Source organism: Streptomyces sp. NPDC059166 (genome assembly GCF_042755185.1).
GTDB lineage: Bacteria > Actinomycetota > Actinomycetes > Streptomycetales > Streptomycetaceae > Streptomyces.
The window spans coordinates 89,015-113,432 of record NZ_JBHZCI010000024.1 but is presented as its reverse complement, the minus strand read 5'-3'; the positions used below and the strand labels follow the sequence as shown (position 1 = coordinate 113,432).

Below are 24,418 nucleotides of genomic sequence, written 5' to 3'. Positions count from 1 at the left end.
TGTCACTTGGCGACAGTTTCGGGAGTGCAGGGTCAATTCGACATCGTCAGCCCATTCGGACGGGAAGATGTCGCGGATCGCTGGCGTTCGCTGGATCCCGTCACCGAGTTCCTGGCGGGCCGGTACGGCCGATGGGCCTGCGGATGGAACTGGTCAGTCGACGAGGGTGACGTCGACGGAGGCGTCGCCGAGGTCTGGTGCTGTTCATCCGACTCCGTGACGACCCCTTGCCCGAACCAGTCCAGGCCGGCGGCCCGGAGCATCGCGGGCATCAGGACGACAACGGTCTCCCAGCGTCGCTGGCACCTCGGGTCTGCGGAGGTACTGAGCAGGTGCCGACTGTCGGCGTGGATGAACCGGTGCGCGATTCTCAATGGCGTTGCCCGGGCGATCCGCTCGATGCCCACCCCGCGTGGCCCGCCGCCTGCGCACAGGCCGGCTGAACGCTCGCGGCCCTGAACCACGCAGACGCTCAACCGCGGGCTGCGCGCAGTCCTGGCCCACCACGTGCTCTTCCACGCCAACCGCGCCGGTCTGACGGCGCACGAGCAACACGTCCTGTCCCATCTCGCGAAAGAGGCAGTCATGGGATCGAGTGAATCACTCGTTCATCAGCGAAAACACCGGCCGGAGTCGATAGCGTCCCAGGGGTGAAAACCGACACCCTCACCACTGCCGACGGCCACGCCGCACAGCTTCGCAACGCCCTCGTCGACCAGATCAAGGCGGGCGGACGAGTACGCACCGGGGCCGTCGAGGACGCGCTGCGCTCCGTGCCCAGGCACCTGTTCGTACCCGACGCCACCCTGGAAGCCGCGTACGCCAACGACGTGGTCGACATCAAGCTGGACAGCGACGGCACATCGATCTCCTGTGCCTCCCAGCCCGAAGTTGTCGCTCTCATGCTGGAGCAACTGGACGCGCAGCCCGGGGAGCGCATCCTCGAACTCGGCGCGGGCAGCGGCTACAACGCCGCCCTCATCGGCCACCTCGTCGGTCCCGGCGGGCACGTCACCACCATCGACGTCGACGACGACCTGGTCGAGGGCGCCCGCCGGCACCTCGCCGCGGCCGGAGTCACCAACGTGGAGGCAATCACCCGCGACGGCGCCCTCGGCCACCCCGACGGCGCTCCGTACGACCGGATCATCGCCACCGTCGGCGCGCACGGCATCCCCCACGCCTGGCTCGACCAGCTCGCCCCCGCCGGCCGCCTCGTCACCCCCCAGCGCCTTGTCGGCACCGTCTCCCGCTCCATCATCTACGAGCGGAACGGCGACCGCTGGGTCTCCCTCGGCAGCGAGATGAACTCCTTCATGCCGCTGCGCCGAGGCATCGCGGACGACGCCCGCCGCAACATCCCCCTCAGCGCGGACGGCACCGTGCGACTGCATGCCCCCGCCGACCTCCCCCACGACGCCAATGCCCTGTCGGGAGTGCTGGACCAGCCGCGCACCGAGAAGTGGACCGGGATGACGGTCCAGGCGATGGAGTCCCCGGAGTGGATGGAACTGTTCGTCGCCTGCTCCGTGCCCGGCGGGCTCGTCCGGATGCCTTTCCCACACGAGGTGAAGGGCACGCTCCTGACCGAGGACCCCTACCCCTCCTCCACCGCGGCCGTCGGCAAGGGTGCCGTGGCCTACCTCACTCGGCGTTTGACCGACCGCACGACACCGGAGGGCGGGAAGCTCTGGGAGTTCGGCGTCATCGGCCACGGCCCCGGCAACGAAGACCTGGTCGCGAAGATCACCGGAGCCATCCGAACCTGGGACATCGAATACCGCGACCAGGAAGCGGCCTTCGAACTGCTGCCCCTCGACGCCGCCCCCGTGGCACCCCAGCGAGGCCGATTCGTCCTCGACACCCCGCTGAACCGGGTCGTCGTCGACTGGCGCTGACACCTCTGCGGTGCCTGCAGGCCATCCGCCAGCGGGCACCGCGCCACCCGACACCTCCGCTCCATGAACTTCCGGGTTCGGTAGGGACTCGATCGTTTGAGCGGGCAGTACGTGACGTGATGCCCGTTTCGGGCTTTCGGATGGGACTGTCGGTATGGTCGCGGCCTGACCAGGCGGTTACGTCTGCGGCTTGGTAAACAAGCCCTGCTCTGGCTCGATCAGGATGCCGCGTTCGGCCAGCCGTTTGAGCTTGAGCCGGACGTTGTTGACGTTGTTGGGTGCGATCTCCAGGTCCATCGCCTCGCAGACCGCCCGCGCTCGCAGCGGGGCGTCGGCCGCGGCGAACACCGCCATGATCTGCTGGTAGGCCGGATGGTCCGGCAGCTTCACGGGCGGCGGTGTCGGCGAGGCGGGCTCAGGCAGCGCCAGCAGCGTCTTGCGGGTGATGCGCACCTCCTCGGCGACCCGGCCGAACTCCTCGAGCTGAGCGGTAAGTTCCGCGATACGTTCTCGCGTGGTCTCGGCTTGGGCGGCGATCTCGCGCTCTTGCTCCTCCAGGCGTGCCGGCACCGCTCCCAGGGTCAGCTCGCTGTCGCTCACGCGCCGCGCCAGGTGGGGGTGGAGGTCGCGGTGAGCATCCTGGATATACGGTCGCTTATGGCCCAGTACACCCTCGACTCGGCGGAGGTCGGCCGGTGTTCGTAGTCGCGGACCAGCCTGCGGTGCAGCAACATGATCCCGTTCGCCTGCTCCACCACCCACCTCTTGGAATGGGGGACGAAACCGCTGGTCGTCGGGTTGCGCTCGACGACTTCGACGTCGATGCCCACCTTCTGCCCGTGGTCGACGACGGTGGTCTTGAAGCCCTGGTCCACCAAGCCTTCTGCACCGTGTCGGTGTCGGCGGCGACCTTGTCCAGCAAGGCGATGCCGGCGGCGTTGTCGTGCGCGGACGCGGCCAGCACCACCACCACCGCGATCACCAGACCGAGAACATCAACTGCCAGGCCGCGCTTGCGGCCCGGGACTTATTTTGCCGCGTCCCGTCCGATGGTGGCGGCGGGCACTCCGGCGGCCGCGTGCAGGCTCTGGGTGTCGAGCACCACCAGGCTCGGGTCGGCCGTGCGCCCCCGGCTCTCGCGGACCTGCCAGCGCAGCAGATCGTGGATGGTCTGGTCGGTGCCGTCGTCGCGCCACTTGTAGAAGTAGTACTTCACCGCGCCGACCGGGGGCAGGTCGTGGGGGAGGTAGTCCCACTGGCAGCCGGTGCGGGACTGGTAGAGCAGAGCGTTGACGATCTCCCGCATCTCGTAGGCGCCTGGTGGCTGCTGACGGAGGGGTGCCGGGCCTTCCAGGAGGCGATGACGGGCTCGATCAGGGCCCACCGCTCGTCGGACAAGTCGCTCTTGTAGGGCTGGCGGTCGCTCACGAGGAACACTCCAGCACGACACGACCCCCCGATCAGCACCGATACGCCTGCGCTACACGTTCCAGCGACGACAAACTGCGGCACTACGTCACATACCGCCCTCTGAAGCCTCCCGCCATCCGGCAGCCCGCTGCTCGGTGGCCTGCTGAGTGAGCTGGCGGTGCTCCCTGAGCGACGTACCGTGCCAGACACAGGGCGATACGGCACTTGCCGTCGGCGGCCGGGGGCGGTGCCACTACCCGACTCGGCCTCTCTCCCGGTCGGGCGGAGGCCGTCCCGTACGGCCGGAGCCGGTGGAGGAAGCGGGCCAGGGCCTCGAAGGCGACCTCAAGGCGCTCCGCTTCCGTACGCACCTCAGCGAGCCGGGTCCGGGTCGCGTGGTTCACGAGGGCAGCGGCCGGAAGCCAGAGGTGGCTGGCCTCGCTCCCCCGGTTCAGACCCGCGTACGACGCGTCCGGATCGGTGCCATGCCCTTGTCCAGCACGGTGAGCAGGCGGTCCAGGATGTTGGCCTGTGGGACGACGTCGATCGCGCGGGGAGAGATCCCCCGACGGGCGAGGAGAATGCCGCTGCGGCGTCAGACGTTCTTCCGGGCCGCCGCGCGGCGCTGCCGCTTTCCCAACGGTGCCTGGGAGAGGTCCTCAGCACTGCTCCTGAGTTTCTTGTAGCCGTAGCCGCCCTCGGCCAGCCACGCCTTCGCCGACTCCTCGGCGCGTTCGGCCGCTTTCAGGATGTCCTCTTCTGCCTCTCCGGAATCCAGGAAGCGGAACGTGAAGGCGGATCGAGCGGCCAGGTCGTAGCTGAGGTGCCCTTCAGGAGTGAACGCCGCCTGGAGGACGTCGTGCTCCGCGGCACGGGCCAGGAGCTCTGCCCGCTGATCGGCGCTGAGTCCGTCGAAGACCCCACGAACGGTGATACGGAAGGTGCGAGTGCTCATCCCGCAACCCTAACCAGCGCGGCCGGTGCAGCTCCACCGCGTTTAAGCGGCGTGCGGATCGCGCGGCCGAGCCTCAGAAACCGCGCCCGGCCCGACGTGCCATCGACGTACTCGGCATCCACGTCGTCGTCACCACCCTCGGCCCTGCGATGCGCCACGTCGGCGGCACGACCGGCCACCGAGCGACTCAAGGACCCACCCCACCGCGATCGAGCACCACGGACACGCACTGTGAAGACGGATCACGACCCACTGCCCTCTCCCCCGCACGCCATGACGACAGTTCCCCACATAAACAACTGCCATGAGAGTGGTCGCGACCACGTTGCAGCTCCGCCATCGACCGGGGCCACAACCGGTAGCGCCCCTGCTGCGCGTGACCCATTCGCCGCCGGCCGGCACTCATCGCGGCCGGTTGATCGACGGGCCTCTACGATCTGACTCAAACGCCGCTGCCGTTCTCCGGAGTGTTCGTCTCCTGCTTCTTTCGCGCACCGAACCGTCGATATGCGACGAGGCCCACACCGAGGACAACGGCCACCGTGACGAGCATGGAACTGCTCTCTCCACGCTCCAGCATTCCGAGCATGCTTCGTCCCCTTGGCTGACCCGCTTCGGGTCGCCGAACGTGCTGCCCGTGACGCCGTGGAGCGAATGCGACAGATCATGCGGCGTAGCGGCACTCTCGGCGGAGAACCTTGGGCAACTCCTGGGGCCGTGTGCTCGTCGGGCGTCGCCTCTCTCGCGAGGCCCGACGCAACGGTCCCGGCTGCGCCCACCGCTCAGCCCCTTGATCTGCTTCGGGAGGTCAGGCGCTGACGACCTGGACCTTGCGTACGTCGGCGGTGAACTCCGTGGCGCGTGTCCCGTTGAGGGCGGGCACCGGAGGCGGCGGGCCGACCGGTCGCCGCTCAGCCGCTTCAGAACGATCAAGCCTGAGTGGGTCCGACGTGGGCCGAGGAACGGTCGGGCCCAGGAAGCAGGCAGACCGCCGGACCCGCCGGGCTCAGACAGTGAGGTGCGGCTCGGCGCCGGAGTCGTCGGCAGTCATCTCGGGGAGGATGCCGTGCTGCTCCTCCTCGGGGCGGCCCTTCCTGGGCAGCAGGAAGGTGATCGCGAAGAAGACAACCAGCAGGCATGCCTGGACTATCAGGGCGCGGTGGAAGCCACCGGTGAAATCACCGGTCCTGGCCTGGTCGAAGAACACCGAGCCGAAGACCGCGACGCCGATGGAGCCGCCGACCGCCTGGACCGCCGACAGGACGCCGGAGGCGGATCCGATCTCGTCGTCGTCGACCGCGGCCAGGATGAAGCTGAACAGCGCTGCGATCACCATGCCGGCGCCGATCCCCGCCACCGCCACGCCTGGAGCGATGTCCCGGATCGAGAACGAGGCGGCGTCGAGGCCGTCGAGTTCGAACCACAGCACGACCGCGCCGGCCAGCTGGACCGGCGGTCCGATCTGGAGCACCTTGCGACCGATCCTGTCGGCGAGGAACGCGCCGCTGATGGCGCCGCCGATCGCTGTTCCCACTGCGAGGGGCAGGTTGCCGAGGCCCGCGTCGCCGGCGGAGAAGTCGTGGCCGATCTGGAGGAACAGGGTCAGTACGAGCTGGGTGCCGATGAGCCCGCCGAAGAACAGGGCGATGCCTCCGAGGCCGACCGTGAAGGCGGGCTTGCGCAGCAGGCCCGGGGTGACCAGGGGCTCGCGGCCCGTGAGGGACGCGCGGCGCTGCTGGACGGCGAAGAGGGCGACACCGATCACGGAGGCGGCCATGGACAGCCATGTCCACAGCGGCCAGCCGTTCTCCTGCCCCTGGTTGAGCGGCAGCACCAGCAGGGCGCAGGACGCCACGACCAGGACGGCGCCGGTCATGTCGACCCGTACCGTGCGGTCGCCCGACTTGCGGGGCACGAACTTCGCGGCGACGACCAGTGCCGCGAGGCCTATTGACAGATTGACCAGGAACACCGACCGCCAGCCCAGGCCGAAGAAGTCGCCCTCGATGAGGAAGCCGCCCAGGACCGGACCGATGATGCCGCCCAGGCCGAGCACGGGGCCGAAGATCGCGAAGACCTTGGTGAGTTCGGGGCCGGAGAAGTTCTCCCGCAGCAGGCCCAGCCCCTGGGGCAGCAGCATCGCTCCGGCGGTGCCCTGCAGCAGGCGGAAGACGATCAGCGACTCGATGCTCGGAGCGATCGAGCACAGCAGTGAGGCCGCGGTGAAGGCCCCGAGTCCGATCAGGAACATCCGGCGTCGGCCGTAGCGGTCCCCGAGCCTGCCGCCGAGCACGAGCCCGGCACCCAGGGTGAGGGCGTAGCCGCCGATCACCCATTGCAGCCCGACCGAGCCTGCGCCGAGGGATCTCTCCAGGTCCGGTCCGGCGACGTTGACGATCGAGGCGTCCAGGAGATCCATGATCTCCGCGGCGATCATCACCGCCAGGATCAGCCATCGCCACCGGTAGGGCCCGGTCGTCTCGTCAGGGGTGGGGGAAGGGTCACACACGCCAAATACCTCCATCATGAAGCAATTCCACCATGAAGGTAAAGTGATGGCGGTAGGTTGTCAAAGAGGGGTAGGGGCGCGTGGACGGCGTGGCAGGAGAGAAGGGCGGAGGCGTGGAGGAAGCAGTGCGTGACGGGGTCGCGGAGCAACGTGAGCGGTTGATGGAGTCGCTGAGGATCTACGGGGGCCACTACGCCGAACTCAGCCGGCGCTTCGCCACCTGGCTGGGCCTGCACTCCACGGACGCGACCGCGGTCCTGGAGATCGCCGCCGCCGAGGAGCGCGGCACCCCCCTGTCACCGGCGCGGCTGAGCGAGCGGATCCCCCTGTCCACGGGCGCCACCACCGCGCTCCTGAACCGCCTCGAAGCGGCGGGGCACATCACGCGTGCTCGCGAGCACTCCGACCGGCGCATCGTCACACTGCGCAGCGGCGGGCACATCCAGGAGAGGGCTGACGAGTTCTTCGGCCCTCTCGCCCACCGCCTCGACGCCTCGATGTCGCACTACCCGCCCCAGTTCCTCGAACAGGTCGAAACGTTCATCGCCGACCTGAACACCACCATGGACAGCCACCTCACGGAACAGGACGCGGTGACCCCGCACTCCCCCCACGCCCCTGACGGACGAATCCCCTGACCAGCTCGCTCCGGCCTCCCCTCACCCGCTCAATTCCTGGCCGTCTCACCGCCTCCGCACCCGAGGTCCCGCCTCCGCGACAGAGGCGGCTGGGGCTCCTCCTCCCCGTCACCGTCCTCGGGCGCGTCCGGATAGCGGAAGAGCCGCAGACCCTGGCCGGGATCGCCGGCGACGATGTCGAAAAGGGACCGGCCCAGGAACCCTCTTCGGCGCCGGCCGGTACCCAGTCACTGACTGACGCCCCGCTGATCGCCGCAGGCGGAATCAGGGACCAGGACGGGAACGGTGTCCGCCCCCTGCTGCCCGACGAGGTGGTGGAAGCCAGGTGGACCGCACCGTGGCCTTGGGACGTACCCGCTGTCCCTCCCCGCCGGTCCGCTGGAGGGGACTCGGCATCCACACGCCCGGGGCGGACCTGGCGGCGGGTTGCCCCAGGACGGACCGGGTAGGCGCGCACGATCATGTCCGTGATCTGCCAGGAGGGAACCCAGTGAAAGTCCTGTGGCTCACAGCACACCCCGAACCCCGTTCCCTGAACGGCTCCTTGTACCGCGACGGTGTCCGGCACCTCCTGGACCAAAGGCACGAGGTACGCACCAGCGACCTGTACGCGATGGAGTTCGACCCGGTCGTCAGGGCCCGCGACTTCTCCCACCCCGACGGCGAGCGGCTCGTCGTCGGCAGCGCGGCCAAACAGGCCTTCGAAAGGGGTGCGTTGTCCCCTGACATCTCGGCCGAACACGACAAGTTGTCATGGGCGGACACGCTCGTCGTCCAGTTCCCGTTGTGGTGGTACGGGATGCCGGCCATCCTCAAGGGCTGGTTCGACCGCGTATTCGTCGGCGGGTTCGCCTTCGGCGTCCGGGATACCCAGGGGCGCCACATGCGCTACGGCGAGGGGGCCCTCGCAGGCAAACGCGCGATGGCCGTCGTCAGTGCCGGGGCCCGGAAGGCAAGCCTCGGCTCCCGCGGCGTCAACGGCGAGCTCAACGACCTGCTCTTCCCCCTCCAGCACGGCACGCTGTGGTACGCGGGCATCGAGGTCCTGCCCCCGCTTCTCATCCATGGAGCCGACCGCGTGGACGAGGCTGCATACGCCCTCCACGCGAACGCCCTGCGCCGACGCCTCGAAGACCTTCCACACACCGGACCGCTGCCGTTCCGCCACCAGAACGGCGGCGACTACGACGAGGACCTGGTCCTGCGCCCTGAAATCGACCCGCACGCCACCGGCACTGCCGCCCATTACCGCAACGAGAGCGGATGAGTACCTGTCACCGAGAGGGCGCCAAGCCAGATTCCGGCAGCGGGTACGCCCGGGCTGCCCGACAGATCGTGCCCGGGACCGGACGGGTATCCGCAACAGCATCCGAGGCCCCGGTCTTCCTCGCGGCAGGTCGACGTGCGGGGCCGGGCTCGGGCATCCGCTTGAAGTGCGGCAGGCGACCGCCTACGTCGGCGAGGGCGATGGAGCGCACAAGGGACGGACCAGACCCCAGGGCACCCATGTCAGGCGCCGGCGCCGCCGTCGACCGGCAGGATCGCCCCGGTCACGTGCGAGGCCCGGTCGCTGAGCAGCCAGGCGGCCGCCTCGGCGATCTGCCGGGGATCCGCCATCCGGCCCAGCGGGATCGATGCCGTCAGCCGCTCGACGATGCCAGGAGTCGCCGCCTCCCAGGTGTCGATCATTGCGGTGGTGGTGCCGCCGGGGGTGATCGCGTTGACTCGGATACGGTCACCGGCCCAGTTCACCGCGGCGGTCTCGGTGAGGCTGTTGAGCGCGCGCTTCATTGCGCCGTAGGCGGGCAGGGCGGGGTTCGCGCGGCGGCTGCCGATGCTGGAGGTGTTGACGATCGCCCCGCCGCCGCCCCGCCGCATGAGCGCCGCCTCGGCGGTCATGGCGGTCCAGTGGGAACGGAAGTTCACAGTGAACTGCTCGTCGATGTCCTCGTCGCTGGTGGTCTCGACCGGGCCGAACCGCCGCTGGGGAACCGCGCCGTTGTTGAAGGCGCAGTCCAGCCGTCCGTGAAGCGTCGCGACGTGACAGACGGCGGCGCGGACACTCGCGGGGTCGGCGAGGTCAGAGGTGACCGCGTCGGCGACACCCCCGTCGGCGCGGATCTCCTTCACGATGCGGTCGAGGGCGTCCGTGCTGCGGGCGGAAAGCACCACAGCGGCGCCCTCGGAGGCGAAGAGCCGGGCCGCGGCCGCTCCTATCCCGCGACTGGCGCCGGAGATGAAGACGATCTTGCCGCCGAGCAGGCCGACGGGTGCACTGCCGGTGGTGTCCGTGTTGTTCGTCATGGCAACAGCGTCCGGTCGGCTGCCTGAGGTATACAGGCACAACCAGTACCAGGATCCGCCGCCCGACCGCGCGCACACTTGCCGTATGGACAAGCAGGAACTCGGGGCATTCCTCCGCAGCCGCCGCGAGCGGCTCCAGCCGCAGGATGTAGGCCTGCCCTCCGGCCCGCGCCGGCGCACACCAGGTCTTCGCCGTGAGGAAGTGGCGGTCCTCGCGCACATCTCGACCGAGTACTACATCCGCCTCGAACAAGGCAGGGCGCCACGCCCCTCCGGCGACGTCCTGGCCGCGATCGCCGGCGTGCTACGGCTCACCGACACGGAGTCCGACCACCTCCACCTCCTGGCGGGCACCGCACCGAACCGCACCGCGCCGCACCGGCGCGACGTCCGCCCGAGCATCCTCGCCCTCCTGGAACGGCTGCCGCGAACAGCGGGCATCGTCACCTCCGCCGCCTTCGAGGTCCTCGCGTGGAACGACCTCGCGGCCGCGCTCATGGAAGACTTCGCCCCGCTCACCCCCGACGACCGCAACCTCGCACGCCGGGCCTTCCTGGGGCCACAGCGCGCCGACGAGACGCTTTACGGGCTCTCCGACACCGCCGATTTCCGGCTGCGCGTCGTGACGCAGCTCCGCACCACCCTCGCCCGCTACCCCACCGATCCCGCGGTGGCCGGACTCATCGACGAACTCCGTGACAACAGCCCCGACTTCACCCGTCTTTGGGCACGGCACGACGTACAGGCCCCACCGATACCCACGAAGACCTTCCGCCACCCGGCCGTCGGGGACGTCACGGTCGACTGCGACACGCTCACCCTCACCGACCGCGACCAGCATCTCGTGCTCTACAGCGCACCGCCGGGATCTCCCGGCGCCGAGGCCCTGGCTCTGCTGGACACCCCCAGTCGCACCAGGCCGTCACCGCACGTCCTGGGCACTGTCCGGCGGATCGCGTAGTTTCCGATCGGTCGCTCGCCGGTCAGATCAGGGGGAGGTATGTGACGAACCGCCAGCTGCTCGTGGGGGGGCATCTTCCACCATCCGGCAAGGCGTAGCGGCCGACAAGGCGATCACCACACCGCACTCGACGCCGTGCTGTTCCCGATCCGCACCGGAGTCCCCCAGGGTGACCTGCCGGACCGCTACGCTTTCCGAAAACCGGCCACAGACGGCATCACCGCTGCTAGGTGGACGGCACCTGGAACCGGATCCTGCAGGCGGTCCAAGCCGACACCGACCTGCTCGGCCGGATCGAGCGGGGCATGGTCCGTGTCGATGTCGTCCACGCACGACACGAAGCATCGGGTCGGAGACCCTGACGGCGCCTCCTACCGCATGCTCTTCGAGCTGAACACGCCCTGGTCCTCCTCGCGGAGCACCGTCTTCGCTCAGTCAGCGGGCGTTCCGTCACCCGTCCCGTGGCCCCCGGCCGTCGAGGTGCGCAGCCGTAGGCGCTCCCCTTGAGGCCCGAACATGATCAGGTACTCGACCGGCCCGGCGGAACCGGCGTTCGCGACTCCGTGGGGAGTGCGGGTGTCGAACTCTACGACGTCCCCAGCGGTCAGGACGAGGTCCTGGCCACCGAGTGCGAGCCACAGCCGCCCGTACAGGACGCACAGCCACTCATAGCCTTCGTGGGCCACCTGCCGGGGCCGTTCCGCGGTCTTCTCGGCGGTGGGCAGGACGTGTTTGTGGGCGTGCAGGCCGCCGACGTAGGGAGTCAGCGGCCACACCGCTTTGCTGTCGCCGAAGCTGTGCGGCGCCGTGCTGCGTGGCTCGAGGGCGGGCGCGGGGGCGGGCACGCTGCCGGCCAGCTCGTCCAGGGAGACCGCGTACTCCTTCGCCAGCCGCAGCACCACCTCCAGACTGGGCTTGCGCACACCGGTCTCGATCCGCGACAGCGTGCTGGGCAGGATTCCGGTCGCGCGGCTGACATCGGCGAGTGTGACACCACGGCGCTCCCGCACACCCCGCAACCGCGGCCCCATCGCCGCCAGTGCCTGGGTCACGTCGTCACCTGCCACTGTCCTCGTCCCTTCTGGCCGTATCCGCTTCACAGCCCGGTACTGCCACATTGCCAGATTGGCAACGTCGATCGTCCCGTGGGGCCACAGCGCTGCATGATCAATGGGAACCACCCCACACCCTCGAGCCGAGGAGATGCCCCATGCGATCCGAGCCGACCGCCACACTCCGTCACCGCACCGTCGAGGCCCCTGCCGGCCGTCTGCACCTGGTGGAGCAGGGCACCGGTCCCGTGGTCCTCCTGGTGCACGGCTTCCCGGAGTTCTGGTACTCGTGGCGCCGACAGCTCCCGGCCCTCGCCGCGGCCGGCTACCGGGCGGTGGCGATCGACGTCCGCGGCTACGGCCGTTCCTCCGAGCCCGCCACCGCCGACGCCTACCGCATGCTCGACCTGGTGGAGGACAACGTCGCCGTCGTGCGCGCCCTCGGCGAGGAGAACGCGGTGATCGTCGGCCACGACTGGGGCTCCAGCATCGCAGCCGCGTCCGCCCTGCTCCACCCCGGAGTCTTCCGCGCGGTCGGCATGCTGAGCGTCCCGTACGCGCCGCCCGGCGGACCCCGCCCCACCGAGGTCTTCGGCCAGATCGGCGGCCTGGGGCAGGAGTTCTACGTCTCGTACTTCCAGAAGCCCGGCCGCGCGGAGGAGGAGATCGAACCCGATGTCCGGAACTGGCTCGCGGGCTTCTACGCGGCCCTGTCCGGCGACACCATGCCGGCCGAGGACGAGCCCGATCCGCATTTCGTCGCCCGCGGCGGCCGGCTGAGCGACCGTTTCCCCGTCGGCCCGCTGCCCGCATGGCTGCGCGAGCAGGACCTCGACGTCTACGCCGGGGAGTTCGAACGCACCGGCCTGACCGGAGCACTCAACCGCTACCGCAACATGGACCGCGACTGGGAAGACCTGGCCCCGCACCACGGAGCCGCGATCGAGCAGCCTTCCCTGTTCATCGGCGGTGCCCTGGACGCCTCCACCACGTGGATGTCCGACGCCATCGACGCCTTCCCCGCCACCCTCCCCCGCCTGTCGGCCTCCCACCTCCTGGAAGGCTGCGGCCACTGGATCCAGCAGGAACGCCCCGACGAGGTCAACAGCCTGCTCATCGACTGGCTCGCCTCGATCAAGAGCTGATACCGGCGGGCCACCGGGGACACCTCGGCCACGCAGCGACCGGCGGCGTCAGGCGCGTCGGGCGTCGCACGCTCGACTTCCGCCCGGAAGCCGGCGCCCACCGATGCGGGTGCCGGCTTCCGGCGAGGTGAAGAGGTCGAAGGTCGATCAGCGGCTCGCGATCCTCCCGCGGGCTGTCGGAAGAGCAGGCGGCCGGTCGGGCCGAATTCCCAGCGGGCCGATGCCCCCCCTTTCCATCCGAGGCGGGCGGGTCCGGTTGCCGAGACCTTAAGGAGACCGGTCCGTTGTCCAGAACCGGGTCTCGCCCCGGGACCATGCCCACATGGGCTATTCGAGGGGTGGACAAGGCCGGGCGGAGAAGGTGGCACGCGGATGCACGACAGCCGTGCTGGTCGTGGTCTGTGTGGTGTGCGTAGTGGCACTCGGCGCGCTGTGGCAGATTCACCGTGCCCTGGACCGCACGCCGCCCGATGTCGGTGCGTTCGCGCACTCCACCGCTGTCCGGACCGCCGGCACGAGGGCGGCACAGAGAAGTTCCGCCCGCCTGGGAGAGCTGACTTCGGCACTCCCCTGGGCCGCACCGCTCGGTACGTCGGTGGCGGACTCCTGCAGGACGGAGAACCAGAACGCGTTCATAGGCCCGGCGAACTGGGCTCCGGTCAACTGTGCCCGGAGCACCGTCCTCTACCTCGCCTTCGACGGAGACATCCGCACGCGCCTTCGCCAGGTCGACGCGGTGCTCACCGAGCGGGGCTGGGCCGGCCCTGATTCGTCCCCTCGCACACTGACGGAGACGGCGACCTGGCTGAGCCAGGCCGGCGGTGCCCCCTCCCCGACCGCGGCGCAGCGGGGATCCACCGAGCCTCCGGGCTCGCGGCCCATCTGCCTGTCCACCGTGTTCGGCCCGGCCGCGCAGAAGCAGGTCGTCACGCACGGCGGGCTCGGCATCCGGCTACGGGTGGCAGTGGCAGAGCTCCCGTGTACGCCCAGGGCCGAGACCGGCGACATCCAGATCGACGGCGCGCCGGAGAAGTTCACGGCCGACGGAGCCGTCTACCTCGACTGGCACCCCCTGTCCACCGACGCCGTGACCCGCTCCGCCTACACCACGCGACGCTATGTGGCTGCCATTTCCCTCGTCGACAACTACGCCGTCCAGACAACGCCTTCAGCATCAGGAATGACGTCACCGCGGCATGGCGGTGCCGGAGTGGGACAGCGGCTGACCTCGCTCGGCCCACTGCCATCGGCGGTGCCGGAACGGCCGCTGCCGAACTCGGCGGCGTCTCCGGTCGGGCTCAGGAGCACCTCACCTGACACCACCCTCGCCTCCGGCCACCGAGCCGACTCCACCGACCCCGAAGGGGCGAAGGTTGGCTGATGCGGCGCTCGTACGCCGGTCTCGCCGTCACTCAGGGAACGTTGCACGCCATCGGTCGATCGGTGGGGCCGGGATCGATCACGCACCGAAGCCGTCATCCGGAGCGTCGCGCCGCGGGTGTGCACTCGTGGCTGCTGATCCAGTGGCCGGCACTTGCCAACAGGGGCTCGGCGTCGGCCTCGGCCCGGAAGGTGAAGGTGACACCTGTCGTCTCGGCCTGCAGGGCGAGTTGTCCGGGTGGTTGGTGGAGTGTCACAGGTCTCAGGCGGCAACCGGCGGAGTTGAGCTCCGCCGTGACGTGTGTGTGGGTGAGGGGTCCGGCGAACGTGGCGAGTGTCGTCGTTCCGGGGACCGGAAGCTCGATGGCGTCCCGCCAGGTCTGCACGCTGATCAGCGTGATGCGACGGCAGCGGCAGACACACAGTTCAGCGTCTCCGTAGGAGAACAGATGGGGCCAACGTCGCCGCTTGCTCACCGGCCCGATGTCCCAGGGCGGCCCGAGCGTCGCTTCGATCTCATCGAGAGTCGCGCCGCACCGCAGCGGGCCGATGGCTCCTGTGGAGCCGAACCGGGCCAGGGTTCCAAGGACGTTCACGCGGTGGAGCGTGCCACCTGACCTGCTCGGGTGTCCACCGAGTTGGTCCCTCGCCGTGGCCGGCTGGGGGCGGACGATGGATGCAGCCGGTCTGCTCGTCGAGGCGCGAGTGACAGCCGAAGCGACCATGGCCCGAGGCATCAGCAGCGCTGAGCAGCGTTACGGCCTGCGGCACCTCGCCGGCCGCAACCGCGAATGGCGGCGTCACCGAGCGTCTTGCCGAGGTACCGCACGTGCTCTGCGGTCCGGTCTCATCGCGCCCGGCGGTACATCCACGTGCGTCACGCCGTCATCTGCTCCTCTTTTCCGAATGTCCCTCTGCATGACTTGTTCCGCCATCTGAAGGAAGGCGGACGCGCGGCGCCCGTGATGGCTTCGCGCGGCGCAGCAGGATCCAGGTGCTTGCTGTGTTCGTCGAGGGGAGGTTTTCCTGTGGTTCGAGCTCCGGATCACGACCCTGCGCTGCCCCGGCCGTTCCGTCTGCCGGGCACCGCGGAATGCGGTGCGGAGCAGGTGTACACCCTGCTGCACGAGGCGGGGAAGGTTCATCGGGTCACCCTTCCCGGAGGACTTGAGGCATGGGCGGTCACCGGGTTCGACGCGGTCAGGAGGGCCGCGAGAGACCGTCGCCTGGTCCACGACCCGCGCCGTGTCCATGGTGCGAGGCACGGGATCCCGGCGCGTCGTTACCCGCTCGACGGCGTATCCGCCTGCCGCAACGTGCTGAGTGCGGATGCCGACGACCACGTCAGACTGCGGGGTCTGCTCCGGCCTTTCCTCACCCCGGAAGCCGTCGCCCGGCGCGAGCCCGTGGTGCGGGATGCGGTGCACGGTGCCCTGGACCGGATCGCCCAGCAGGGCGGGGGCGACTTGGCGGCCGGTCTCGCGCTGCCTGTCGCGACTGCCGCCGTGACGCACCTGCTGGGTCTGCCGGCACACCGGGCGGACCGTCTGGTGGGTCTGAGTCTGCTGGTGAGCGGTTCGGCCCATCCCGACGAGCCCGAGATGGCCGCCTCGGAGGCGGCCATGCGCAAGGAGCTCGTCGCGCTGGTGGCACACGTCCGAGGAAACCCTGGGGACAACCTGACCACCGCCATGGTGGAAGCTCACCGGCAGGGCACCATCTCGGGTGACGAACTCCTGGGGTCACTCTCTTTCGTCCTGTTCGCCGCCGTGGACTCCACTGTCGCCGCGATCCCGACCGGGGCACTGCACCTGCTCGCCGAGAACGGGCACGAACTCCGTCTGCTCCTGTCCGAGGGCGGTCCGGATGAAGTGGACGGATTGATCGAGGACGTTCTGCGCCTCGCTGCCCCCTTCACCTACGGAGCACTGCGTTTCGCGGCGGAGCCCTTGGAGCTGAGGGGCCACCGGATCGAGACGGGTGACCCGGTGGTGCTGTGCTTTCCCGCCGCGAACGTCGACCCTCGAGCCTGGTCGGATGCCTGGCGGTTGCTCCCCGACCGCACGGGCCGGGCACGTCATCTCTCCTTCGGCTACGGACCCCATTTCTGCCCTGGAGCGGACCTCGGCCGGCTTCAGGTACGCACCGCCCTGGTCGCGCTCTTCCGGCGATTTCCCCGGCTCGGTCTCGCCGCCGAGGTAGGGGAGTTGAGCTGCCGAGTCGGTGTCGCCAGGCATTTCCTCAGCGTCCCCGTCCTGACCGGTGGCCCGTCGGTCACGGCGATGCCGCCCGGCCCGGTCGGCTCTACGCGGCGCGTTCCCGGACAAGAAGGAGCGGGTGGCCAGGTCGGCGCCTCGAAGGGAGAAGCGTGAACATCGCGATCACCGGAGCCACCGGTTTCGTCGGCTCGCACCTCACCGCGCGCCTACTGGCGGACGGCCACAGGATCACCGCGCTTGTGCGCGACAATCCCGCACGGGCGCTGACGCGGTTGTCCGCGGCACTGCGAAGCACGGACCTACCGGCGGAGCTCATCACGTCACTCGGTGACCGGGTGCGGCCGGTCACGGTCCGGCTCGGTGAACCCTGCCTCGGCCTCGGACGCGCACGTCTGCGGCTGCTGGCGGAGGAGCTCGACACCGTGTGGCACTGCGCCGCCGAGACCGGCCTGGAAGCAGAGTCCGACCTGGTGCGACGCGTCAACGTCGAAGGCACACGTGGCGTCCTCGATCTCGCCGATGCCGGCACCCGACCGCTCAGGGTCTGCCACGTCAGCACCGCCTTCGTGGCCGGCGGCCGCAGGGAGGGACTCGTGCGGGAGGACGAACTGACCGACGCCCACGGATTCCTCTGCCCGTACGAGGAGTCGAAGTACCGGGCGGAGCAACTGGTACGCCGATGGGCTGGTCAGGGCGAGCGACGTCGGGCGACGGTATTCCGCCCGAGTGTGCTGGTCACCGACCGCCGACTGCCCAGAACCGCGCCGCGGCATCCGCATGCCATGCTCGGCTCGCGGCTCGCTCTTGTCGGTCTTCGCGGTCCCGCATCGGCCCGACGACTCCTGAGTGGACGGACGGACGAGGGTCTTCCGGGTGACGACGTCACCGTGTGGGTCGAAGGTCCTGACGACGCCGTGATCAACGTTCTGCCGGTCGAGTACGCGGTCGGCGCCATGGCGTACATCGGTGGCCTCGATCAGGAACCCGGCGTGCGAACCCATCACATCGTCCATCCCGTGGACACTCCGGTGCGAGCCCTGATGGAGGCGACGTCGCGTCTGGTCCCATGGCTGCGTGTGGGGCTGACAGGGCGCGGACGCGACCGGGCCCCCGGGGCCCATCACCTGGATTCGATGGCCGGCGGGTACCACCTCTACTTCGGGCTGACACGACGTTACGTCCGTGCCGGTCTGGACGCCGCAGATGCCGCGCGTGGGGTGCGTCCACCGGCGCCGCTGGACGGCGACTACCTGTACTCCACGCTGTGCAGCTCCCTCCCGCACCGGACGGACCCGCATTCGGGCGCCGGCGCCGAGGAAGGTTTCACCCAGCTCTCCGACCTTGCCGACTCGGCAAGCAACTAAGGACAGAGATGACCGACCTGACTGAACTGCAGATCGACGAGACCCTGCTGACACGGCTTCTGAGCGAGCACTTCGAGATCGACCCCGGGCAGGTCAGGCCCGACGCGACGTTCGAGGAACTCGAGCTCGACTCCCTGGCGGTTCTGGAACTGGTCGTCGTGATCGAGGAGAGGACCGGTCTGGAACTTCCCGAGGAGGACATCAAGCTGGGCCCTGCCAGCACTCTCTCCGAAGCCGGCCGGCTGCTGGCGGCCATGGTGGCCGAAGCACGGGAGGGTGGCACCGCCGCCCGGGACGGCGTGGTGCGGTGACCCTCGCGGACAGCGTGGTCGTGACGGGGCTCGGACTCACCACACCTGCGGGTATCGGCGTCGAGGCCACGTGGCGCAGGGTGTGCGACGGCATTTCCACCGCAGCTCTCGATCCGGAGTTGGCGGGACTTCCGGTGCCCTATTCGTGCCGTGTCGACGACGACGCCCTTGCTGCTGCCGCCGGCCCGCGACTCGCCTGGCGTACGGACCGCTTCATCCAGCTGGCGTTGACCGCCGCTCGTGAGGCGGTTGTCGACGCGGGGCTGGACCCGTCGGAATGGGACGGCACCCGGGTGGGGGTGGTGCTCGGGGTGGGCGGGAGCAGCCAGGACCTGATGATGGGTGTGTACGACGCCATCAGCGCGGTGAAGTACAAGGCGGTCACACCCACCGCGGTTCCCCGGAGCCAGCCGAACATGGCCGCCGGGGAGGTGGGCCGGGCCGTGGGGGCTCTGGGCCCCACTCTTGCGCTCAGCACCGCCTGTGCGTCGGGGACGACCGCGGTGGGCACTGCGGCGCTGATGATCCGGTCGGGCCTGTGCGACATCGTGCTGACAGGCGGGAGCGAGTCGGCGTGCTCGCGTGTCGGCTCGATCAGCTTCTGGCGCATGGGAGCGCTGGCGGGAAGGCGCTTCGAACCGGCTTCGGCATCCCGCCCGTTCGACGTGAACCGCGAGGGGTTCGTCCTGGCCGAGGGCGCCGGGATCCTCGTCCTCGAACGCGCGGAGCACGCCCGCGCCCGGCGAGCCCGGACGTACGCCCGTGTGACCGGGTACGGCGCGACGGGTGACGGTCACCACCACACCGCCCCGCACCCTCGTGGCGAAGGCACCGAGCGGGCGTTTCGCACAGCCATCGGCGACGCGGGGCTGCATCCCCGTGACATCGGCCATGTCAACGCGCATGCCACTTCTACCGTGCTCAACGACCGTGTCGAGGCGACGGCACTTCGCGCGGTGTTCGGTACGCCTCCGCCTGTCACCGCGACGAAGAGCGTCCTGGGGCACGCACTGGGCGGGGCGGGCGGCATCGAGGCGGTGTGCTCCGTGCTCTCCCTCCACCACCAGGTGATCCCGCCGACGGCCAACCTCGACCAGTTGGACCCGGAGATCGACCTGGACGTGGTCAGGAAGACGCCCCGTTCGCACCGCATGTCAGCCGTGGCAAGCAACTCCTCGGGCTTCGGCGGTCAGAACGCAGTCGTGATCTTCGAGGTGCCATGACCTGGTGCAGCAGGTCCCGTCCGGCTCAGGCCGCGGGTCATCGGGCCTCCCGGCAGAACCGGTCGCACCGCGGAGCGACGCACGGCGCCGGCCCCATGGCCCGGATCCCCGGGGAGAGTCATGCGACGGGCTGAGATCGCGGTGACGGGGATCGGCTTGCTCACCCCGGCCGGCAACGACGACGACAGTGTGTGGAAGAGGCTGTCGGCGGCGCGCTGCCTGGCGTCTCCGGATCCGGAACTCCAGGGGCTGCCGGTGGCGTTCTCCTGCCGGGTCGACGGCTTCGACCCGGCTGGGGAACTTGGTGCCCGAAAGGCTCGCAGGACCGATCGGTTCACCCATCTGGCCATCGCAGCCGCCCGTCGTTCCCTCGCCGATGCCGGTCTGGAACCGACACCCCGCCTGGCGGCTCGGGTGGGGGTGGTCCTCGGAGTCAGCAGCAACAGTCTGGACACGTATCCCCACGAGTTCGGCCGCCTGGGCGAGAACAGGGGGCACACGGTCTCGCCGCTGGCACTGCCACGCAGCGTGCCGAACATGGTGGCCGGTGAAGTCGCCATGGACCTGGGCGTCCAGGGGGCCAACTTCACCGTCTCCAGCGCCTGCGCTTCGGGGGCGACCGCGATCGGCGTCGCACGCGATCTGCTCCTGGGCGGAAGTTGCGACGTGGTCCTGGCAGGGGGCAGTGAGTCAGCCCGCTCGCCGATGAACGCGACCTGCTTCCACCAGCTGCGCGCGCTGTCCCGCCGCGCCGACCGCCCCGATCTCGCCTCACGCCCTTTCGACACCGACCGGGACGGATTCGTCCTGGCGGAGGGAGCGGCCGTACTCGTCCTCGAACGCCGTGAGCACGCCCGGGACCGCGGTGCCCGGGTCCGCGCGCTGCTGCGAGGCTTCGGGGCCTCGGCGGACGCCCATCACCCCACTGCCCCGCACCCGCGGGGACGTGGCGCGGAACAAGCTGTTCGCGCCGCACTCGCCGACGCGGGTTGTGTGCCCGGCGACATGCACCACATCAACGCCCACGGGACGTCCACGCCCACCGGCGACGCTGTGGAAGCCGCGCTCTACCTGCGCGTGTACTCCGGGACGCCACCGCCTGTCACCGCACCGAAGAGCGTCATCGGCCACACCATCGGCGCGGCGGGTGCGATCGAGGCGGCGCTGACCGTCCTGGCCCTGGAACGGCAGCAGATCCCTCCGACAGCCAATCTTCGCCGACAGGACTCCGGGAGAGAACTCGACATCGTCACCCGGCGCCCCCGCCCCGTGCCGATGCAGGCAGGCCTGTCCACGTCGTTCGGGTTCGGAGGACAGAATGCCGCGCTCGTCATCACGGTCCCCTGACCCCATCCCGAGCCGTGAAAGCCTCTGCCTCGGCCGTGAACAGGAAGACACTCTCCGATGGTTCAAGTAGACCCGTTCCTCGCCTACGGCATCGGGGCCGCCTTCGCGCTCGCTGCGCCGCCCACGATCGGGACCACACGGGATCAGAACGGACGGCACAGCCAGGAGGCATTCCTTGTGGCCCTGCTCTACCTCGGCGTCCTCCTCGCTCCGAGCGGACTCTGGCTCCTCGCGTACTTCCCCGCCTGGGAGACCATGCAGCTCACCACACGTCCGCCGTCCTGGCTGCCCGCCGTCTTCGCGTCCGGTGTCGTCCTCCTCGGATGCGTCGGCTTCACCGTCACCGCGGGCCTGCTGCGCCGCAACGCACCCTGGCCGGCTGTCATGCAGGTGGTCTGGGCGCCGTCGGTCCTGTGCTTCCTCCTCCTTCACGGCTGGGACGGCACCGGTCTGCGGCGCTTCCTGACCGCGACCGCCACACACGGCCCCCTCCCCGTACAGCCACTCCACGACCTCGCCGGCCGGTGGATCACCACACCGGTGGCCCACACACTCGGCACGATGGCCGCCGTACTCGCGGCGGTGCTGTTCGTCCTGCTCCGCCGTCTTCGCATGCGAGTACCGAGCGCCCGGCTCCGGACCGAGCAGTTGGTGGACCCTGGCCCGGCGACCGCCGCCACGCACTTCGCGGCCACGGTGCTCACCACGATGGCCGTCCTCGGTGGTTCCGTCGCCTCATCGCTCGCCCTGCTGGTCGGCGTCCTCGGCCCCGTTCTCGGAACCTCGCTGTTCCTCGCGGCAGCCCTGCCGCTGCTGCACCCGCGCGGACCGCTCGCCCGGTTTCTCGTCGGCCGGTGCCTTCCGGTCCGGACCGACCCGGCACCGTCCTCGGTCGTCTCCGCCGCAACGCCGAACGCGCTCGGACAGCAGCGCTCCTGACCGCAGGCCCGGCGTGCCTCGCGCGCACCGAAGCCCCACGAGAAGGGCACCATGTTCCGCCCCCTGCCGCTTGTACGGCCCCGTACGCTCGACCATCTCACCCGCGGATCCGGCACGACCGTGACACTGCGCAGCACACTCACCCACGAACCACTCGGCACGGCGTCCGTCTGCACCCCGGCCGACATCCTGGGAGCGGTGGCCGAGGCCCGCCTGGATGCCGGACGGTGGGGATACACACCTCGTCCCACGCGGGTGGGGATCCTGCGGCACTTCGTCCGGCTCATCCGCGCGGAGCGCGAGGCCCTGATGGGCCTCGCACAGCACGCCTGCGGTCTGAGCATCCGCGATGCCGCTGCCGACCTCCGCTCCGCCACGTCGCTCCTCGAACGCATGACAGGTCGCGGTGTCGGGCGCTACCGGCTTTCCGTCCGGCGCCAGGCGGCTGCAGTTCCCGACGCCGTCCGTGTCGTCGCCACGCGAGATCACGAAGCTCGACCGTTCACCGCCCTGCTGGAAGGTGCTCTGCCCGCCCTCGCAGGCGGCTCGGGTGTTCTGACCGAGACGTGCGAGCACACCGCTGTGACCACCGCCCATGTGATCGCGCTGGCACGCCACGCCGGCCTTCCCACGACGGCGTGGCGGCCACTCCTCGGAAACGGTGCCGATGCCCACGCCCTGCTGACGGAGCACACCGACGGCTACCGGGCCGGCTGCTGCCCGTCCCGCTGCGGCTCCGACCGTTCCGGACCGAGGACAGCCCGCGCGCTGCTCGCGGTGCGGCATGACGCACGAATGTCCGCCGCGGTGAGATCAGCCCTGCGGTCCTGCTTCGCAGCAGCGGGCAGATCCTGCACCAGCTCGCCGCTCGTGGTGGTCCACACACGCCTGGTCGAACGGTTCACCGAGGAATTCACCCGAGCCGCCGCACACACGCCCGTCCAGTCCCCTCTGGCACCGGCCTCGGTCTTGAGCGCTCTGGCCGACGAGGCCCAAGTGGGGGCGCTCCGCTCGTATGTGGAAGCCACGCACACCCGCGGTGGCGAGATCCTGCACGACGGCGGACACCGGCCGGAAACCGCTCCGTGGCTGCACGGTCCCGTCGTCCTGTCCTACCCGGACGTCGGGGCCGTGGACCCTGCAGGCGTCCCGCCAGGCCCGGTTGCCGTGATCGTCCCGTTCGACGCCTGGGCGGAGGTGCTCCGTCTCTCCAGGGACACCAACCGTCACGTGAGGGTCCACACCGCCACGGACGCCGCACAGCTGATGCTGCAGTTCGCGGGCCTGCCCGCCGACGACATCCAGGTGAACCGCACCGTACGCCGGCCGCCGCCCCGCCGGCCTGGCGGCAGAGATCAGCGATGGACCGAGGCTGGGCGCGTGTGCCGTTGAAAAGCGGCGAGGGCGAGCACCGAAACCCCGACGAACCAGGCCAGCTGCAGAGCCAGGCAGCCCACCACACGCACGGAGGAGAACGCGGCACCCGTGGCCGCCTGCATGGCCCCGTAGCTGGGCAGGAACCTCACGGCATCACTGCCCGCCCCACCGCTGAACGCCGGATTCTGCAGTCCTACGTCCACCATGCTGATCATGACGATCGCGAACATCCCCTCCACCTCTCTGCGGAGGACCGCTCCCAGGGCCACCCCCAGCACCCCGTAGGTCGCAGTCGCGCACATCAGGGCCGCAGCCAGGAGCACCGGTTGATCAGGCTGCCAGAAAGCGTGGAGTACCAGAGCGGCGTAGGAACAGATGATCACGGTCGCAAGGACGAGGGCGGCCATCTTGGCCAGCACCAGGTGAAGGCGTGGACACCCCGCGTGGACCAGCCGCCTGTCGAATTCACCCGTGCTGAAGGTGGCCGCGAACATCATGAATCCGGCGATCAGAGTCGTCGTGTTGAGGGCGCCGGCGACCTGGGACAGCTGATGCCCGTCCGGCCGCAGCACGAGTTCGGCGGACCGGAGCCGGAACACCGCCGGCGTGTTCGGGAGCATGAATCCCGCCAACGTGATCCACGCAGGGACGAACACCATGATCAGAACCATCGCGAAACGATTGCGGCGGTGCTCGATCAGCGCGTAACGCGTAGCACTTGTCAGGGATCCGGACGCACCCGTCCATGACGACGTGGTCATACCGGCTCCTTCGACGCCGCGCACAGCACACCCCCGGTCAGGTTCCACACCTTGTCGAAACGTTGGAGGTCGTGGGCGAGGTGAGACACCACGAGCACCGACCGGCCCTCGTCCCGCAGCCTTGCGGCCAGCTGCCAGAAGCGCAGATGCGTCTCCCAGTCGAAGCCCTGGTACGGCTCGTCCAGGAGCAGCACCTGCGGATCGTGTATCAGCGCCAGTGTCAGATTGAGCTTCTGCCGTGTGCCGCCACTGAGCTCCCCCACCGACGCGTCCAGGCTGTCGCGGAAGCCGAGCTGCTCCACCAGTTCCTCGGTTCGCCCAGCCCCGTCCATGCGGTAGGCGCTCCTGAACAGGTCCAGGTGCTGGCGGGGCGTCAGCGCCTCGTTCAGAATGGCTCGCTGAGGGCAGGAACCGAGGCGTCCCCGGTGGGACACGGCTCCTCTCTGCGGCCGCAGCTCGCCGGAGAGGATCCGCAGAAGTGTCGACTTCCCGGCACCGTTCTCTCCCACGATGCCCGCCAGGACTCCTGGCTCAAGTGTCAGATCGACTCCACGCAGGATCTGCCGACGACGGTACGCGTGGTGAACTCCGGTGGCCCTCACGCCGAATTCCCGTTCCGTTGCCT

21 protein-coding genes and 2 pseudogenes are annotated in these 24,418 nt (G+C 69.7%); 13 read left to right on the top strand and 10 right to left on the bottom strand.

Features of this window, described 5'->3' with window-relative positions; translation table 11 throughout:
• Positions 1 to 386: 386 nt before the first annotated feature.
• Positions 387 to 1,898, top strand: a pseudogene (fxlM, locus tag ACFXOA_RS19725) (methyltransferase, FxLD system); the annotation flags it as partial.
• Between the two features lie 177 nt (positions 1,899 to 2,075).
• Here fxlM and ACFXOA_RS19720 read toward each other — a convergent pair.
• The 5 genes and pseudogenes from ACFXOA_RS19720 to ACFXOA_RS19700 form a co-directional block, all read right to left on the bottom strand.
• Positions 2,076 to 2,498, bottom strand: coding sequence for a hypothetical protein (locus ACFXOA_RS19720; RefSeq protein WP_385029728.1), 423 nt, complete (start codon positions 2,496 to 2,498; stop codon positions 2,076 to 2,078).
• Positions 2,495 to 3,326: pseudogene (locus ACFXOA_RS19715) on the bottom strand (IS5 family transposase). The gene ACFXOA_RS19720 and the pseudogene ACFXOA_RS19715 overlap by 4 nt, the downstream one beginning before the upstream one ends.
• Before the next feature lie 577 nt (positions 3,327 to 3,903).
• A complete protein-coding gene (locus tag ACFXOA_RS19710; RefSeq protein ID WP_385029725.1) occupies positions 3,904 to 4,263 on the bottom strand; it encodes a DUF6204 family protein in 360 nt (119 codons plus the stop codon).
• 442 nt (positions 4,264 to 4,705) lie between these two features.
• Positions 4,706 to 4,852 carry a hypothetical protein gene (locus ACFXOA_RS19705; protein ID WP_385029722.1) on the bottom strand — a complete coding sequence of 49 codons (147 nt, stop codon included), beginning with the start codon at positions 4,850 to 4,852 and terminating at the stop codon, positions 4,706 to 4,708.
• A 417-nt stretch (positions 4,853 to 5,269) separates the two neighbouring features.
• On the bottom strand, positions 5,270 to 6,790 hold the full coding sequence (locus ACFXOA_RS19700) for an MFS transporter (protein WP_385029720.1): 1,521 nt from the start codon (positions 6,788 to 6,790) through the stop codon (positions 5,270 to 5,272).
• 143 nt (positions 6,791 to 6,933) lie between these two features.
• On the opposite strand from ACFXOA_RS19700, the gene ACFXOA_RS19695 reads away from it, so the two are divergent.
• Both ACFXOA_RS19695 and ACFXOA_RS19690 read left to right on the top strand, forming a co-directional pair.
• Complete coding sequence (locus tag ACFXOA_RS19695; protein ID WP_385029772.1) at positions 6,934 to 7,410, top strand: MarR family winged helix-turn-helix transcriptional regulator; 477 nt, start codon at positions 6,934 to 6,936, stop codon at positions 7,408 to 7,410.
• Positions 7,411 to 7,900: 490 nt separating this feature from the next.
• On the top strand, positions 7,901 to 8,677 hold the full coding sequence (locus ACFXOA_RS19690; RefSeq protein ID WP_385029717.1) for an NAD(P)H-dependent oxidoreductase: 777 nt from the start codon (positions 7,901 to 7,903) through the stop codon (positions 8,675 to 8,677).
• 242 nt (positions 8,678 to 8,919) lie between these two features.
• Here the strand turns inward: ACFXOA_RS19690 and ACFXOA_RS19685 are convergent, their stop codons facing one another.
• A complete protein-coding gene (locus tag ACFXOA_RS19685; RefSeq protein WP_385029714.1) occupies positions 8,920 to 9,714 on the bottom strand; it encodes an SDR family NAD(P)-dependent oxidoreductase in 795 nt (264 codons plus the stop codon).
• Between the two features lie 85 nt (positions 9,715 to 9,799).
• Here ACFXOA_RS19685 and ACFXOA_RS19680 point away from each other — a divergent pair, with 85 nt between their 5' ends.
• Positions 9,800 to 10,675 (top strand): helix-turn-helix transcriptional regulator, encoded by an 876-nt coding sequence (locus ACFXOA_RS19680; protein ID WP_385029711.1) that lies wholly within the window; start codon positions 9,800 to 9,802, stop codon positions 10,673 to 10,675.
• Positions 10,676 to 11,106: 431 nt separating this feature from the next.
• On the opposite strand, the gene ACFXOA_RS19675 is transcribed toward ACFXOA_RS19680, so the two are convergent.
• Positions 11,107 to 11,742 carry a helix-turn-helix domain-containing protein gene (locus ACFXOA_RS19675; RefSeq protein WP_385029708.1) on the bottom strand — a complete coding sequence of 212 codons (636 nt, stop codon included), beginning with the start codon at positions 11,740 to 11,742 and terminating at the stop codon, positions 11,107 to 11,109.
• Between the two features lie 143 nt (positions 11,743 to 11,885).
• Here ACFXOA_RS19675 and ACFXOA_RS19670 point away from each other — a divergent pair, with 143 nt between their 5' ends.
• Positions 11,886 to 12,872, top strand: coding sequence for an alpha/beta fold hydrolase (locus ACFXOA_RS19670; RefSeq protein ID WP_385029705.1), 987 nt, complete (start codon positions 11,886 to 11,888; stop codon positions 12,870 to 12,872).
• Between the two features lie 322 nt (positions 12,873 to 13,194).
• Positions 13,195 to 14,253: a hypothetical protein gene (locus ACFXOA_RS19665; RefSeq protein ID WP_385029702.1), complete on the top strand. Its 1,059-nt coding sequence runs from the start codon at positions 13,195 to 13,197 to the stop codon at positions 14,251 to 14,253.
• A gap of 94 nt (positions 14,254 to 14,347) precedes the next feature.
• On the opposite strand, the gene ACFXOA_RS19660 is transcribed toward ACFXOA_RS19665, so the two are convergent.
• Positions 14,348 to 14,848, bottom strand: coding sequence for a hypothetical protein (locus ACFXOA_RS19660; RefSeq protein WP_385029699.1), 501 nt, complete (start codon positions 14,846 to 14,848; stop codon positions 14,348 to 14,350).
• A 432-nt stretch (positions 14,849 to 15,280) separates the two neighbouring features.
• On the opposite strand from ACFXOA_RS19660, the gene ACFXOA_RS19655 reads away from it, so the two are divergent.
• The 7 genes from ACFXOA_RS19655 (at position 15,281) to ACFXOA_RS19625 (ending at position 23,047) form a co-directional block, all read left to right on the top strand.
• Entirely contained in the window at positions 15,281 to 16,624 is a 1,344-nt protein-coding gene (locus tag ACFXOA_RS19655) for a cytochrome P450 (RefSeq protein WP_385029696.1), read from the top strand.
• The gene (locus ACFXOA_RS19650) at positions 16,621 to 17,835 is read left to right on the top strand and encodes an SDR family oxidoreductase (protein WP_385029693.1); all 1,215 of its coding nucleotides are present in this window, start codon (positions 16,621 to 16,623) and stop codon (positions 17,833 to 17,835) included. The genes ACFXOA_RS19655 and ACFXOA_RS19650 overlap by 4 nt, the downstream gene beginning before the upstream one ends.
• Positions 17,836 to 17,843: 8 nt before the next feature.
• Entirely contained in the window at positions 17,844 to 18,146 is a 303-nt protein-coding gene (locus ACFXOA_RS19645) for an acyl carrier protein (protein WP_385029690.1), read from the top strand.
• Positions 18,143 to 19,369 (top strand): beta-ketoacyl-[acyl-carrier-protein] synthase family protein, encoded by a 1,227-nt coding sequence (locus ACFXOA_RS19640; protein WP_385029686.1) that lies wholly within the window; start codon positions 18,143 to 18,145, stop codon positions 19,367 to 19,369. The genes ACFXOA_RS19645 and ACFXOA_RS19640 overlap by 4 nt, the downstream gene beginning before the upstream one ends.
• A gap of 120 nt (positions 19,370 to 19,489) precedes the next feature.
• Positions 19,490 to 20,716, top strand: coding sequence for a beta-ketoacyl-[acyl-carrier-protein] synthase family protein (locus tag ACFXOA_RS19635; protein WP_385029683.1), 1,227 nt, complete (start codon positions 19,490 to 19,492; stop codon positions 20,714 to 20,716).
• Positions 20,717 to 20,773: 57 nt separating this feature from the next.
• Complete coding sequence (locus ACFXOA_RS19630) at positions 20,774 to 21,655, top strand: hypothetical protein (protein WP_385029680.1); 882 nt, start codon at positions 20,774 to 20,776, stop codon at positions 21,653 to 21,655.
• A 51-nt stretch (positions 21,656 to 21,706) separates the two neighbouring features.
• Positions 21,707 to 23,047: an aldehyde dehydrogenase family protein gene (locus tag ACFXOA_RS19625; protein ID WP_385029677.1), complete on the top strand. Its 1,341-nt coding sequence runs from the start codon at positions 21,707 to 21,709 to the stop codon at positions 23,045 to 23,047.
• Here the strand turns inward: ACFXOA_RS19625 and ACFXOA_RS19620 are convergent.
• Entirely contained in the window at positions 23,011 to 23,793 is a 783-nt protein-coding gene (locus ACFXOA_RS19620; RefSeq protein ID WP_385029674.1) for an ABC transporter permease, read from the bottom strand. The genes ACFXOA_RS19625 and ACFXOA_RS19620 overlap by 37 nt on opposite strands.
• Positions 23,790 to 24,395 (bottom strand): ATP-binding cassette domain-containing protein, encoded by a 606-nt coding sequence (locus tag ACFXOA_RS19615; RefSeq protein ID WP_385029671.1) that lies wholly within the window; start codon positions 24,393 to 24,395, stop codon positions 23,790 to 23,792. The genes ACFXOA_RS19620 and ACFXOA_RS19615 overlap by 4 nt, the downstream gene beginning before the upstream one ends.
• Between the last annotated feature and the right edge of the window lie 23 nt (positions 24,396 to 24,418).

Coding starts and splice junctions, on each gene's coding strand:
- ACFXOA_RS19695 (WP_385029772.1), top strand. CDS start 6,934: ATGGAGTCGCTGAGGATCTACGGGGGCCACTACGCCGAACTCAGCCGG.
- ACFXOA_RS19665 (WP_385029702.1), top strand. CDS start 13,195: ATGGGCTATTCGAGGGGTGGACAAGGCCGGGCGGAGAAGGTGGCACGC.
- ACFXOA_RS19670 (WP_385029705.1), top strand. CDS start 11,886: ATGCGATCCGAGCCGACCGCCACACTCCGTCACCGCACCGTCGAGGCC.
- ACFXOA_RS19645 (WP_385029690.1), top strand. CDS start 17,844: ATGACCGACCTGACTGAACTGCAGATCGACGAGACCCTGCTGACACGG.
- ACFXOA_RS19705 (WP_385029722.1), bottom strand. CDS start 4,852: ATGCTCGGAATGCTGGAGCGTGGAGAGAGCAGTTCCATGCTCGTCACG.
- ACFXOA_RS19620 (WP_385029674.1), bottom strand. CDS start 23,793: ATGACCACGTCGTCATGGACGGGTGCGTCCGGATCCCTGACAAGTGCT.
- ACFXOA_RS19625 (WP_385029677.1), top strand. CDS start 21,707: ATGTTCCGCCCCCTGCCGCTTGTACGGCCCCGTACGCTCGACCATCTC.
- ACFXOA_RS19700 (WP_385029720.1), bottom strand. CDS start 6,790: ATGATGGAGGTATTTGGCGTGTGTGACCCTTCCCCCACCCCTGACGAG.
- ACFXOA_RS19635 (WP_385029683.1), top strand. CDS start 19,490: ATGCGACGGGCTGAGATCGCGGTGACGGGGATCGGCTTGCTCACCCCG.
- ACFXOA_RS19685 (WP_385029714.1), bottom strand. CDS start 9,714: ATGACGAACAACACGGACACCACCGGCAGTGCACCCGTCGGCCTGCTC.
- ACFXOA_RS19630 (WP_385029680.1), top strand. CDS start 20,774: ATGGTTCAAGTAGACCCGTTCCTCGCCTACGGCATCGGGGCCGCCTTC.
- ACFXOA_RS19710 (WP_385029725.1), bottom strand. CDS start 4,263: ATGAGCACTCGCACCTTCCGTATCACCGTTCGTGGGGTCTTCGACGGA.
- ACFXOA_RS19680 (WP_385029711.1), top strand. CDS start 9,800: ATGGACAAGCAGGAACTCGGGGCATTCCTCCGCAGCCGCCGCGAGCGG.